Genomic DNA, 212 nt, shown 5'->3' with positions numbered 1-212 from the left:
GAACATTGTATGGAGCAAGGTTGGGTCGTCGATCGGGTGATGAGCCAAAACCTCACACAAGCACCAGAGCTATGGAAGCTACGTGAGTATATCTCAGAGACCATCTCAGTATTTACACCTTATAAAAACGAAGTATCGGAGCTAATAAGCCACGTACAGACCTTTATCGAAGAGATTGAGCATAATGTCAGCCGCAACTATCCTGACTTTGA

At 44.3% G+C, this 212-nt stretch carries 1 protein-coding gene; it reads left to right on the top strand.

Features of this window, described 5'->3' with window-relative positions:
* A partial coding sequence (locus V6252_RS13515) for an FAD-linked oxidase C-terminal domain-containing protein (protein ID WP_341610776.1) occupies nt 1-212 on the top strand: 212 nt, incomplete at both ends.

The sequence above is a fragment of the Psychrobacter proteolyticus genome, from assembly GCF_038155145.1.
Taxonomy (GTDB): domain Bacteria; phylum Pseudomonadota; class Gammaproteobacteria; order Pseudomonadales; family Moraxellaceae; genus Psychrobacter; species Psychrobacter proteolyticus_B.
The sequence above is the reverse complement of the archived record's forward strand: the minus strand, read 5'-3'. Positions and strand labels throughout refer to the sequence as shown.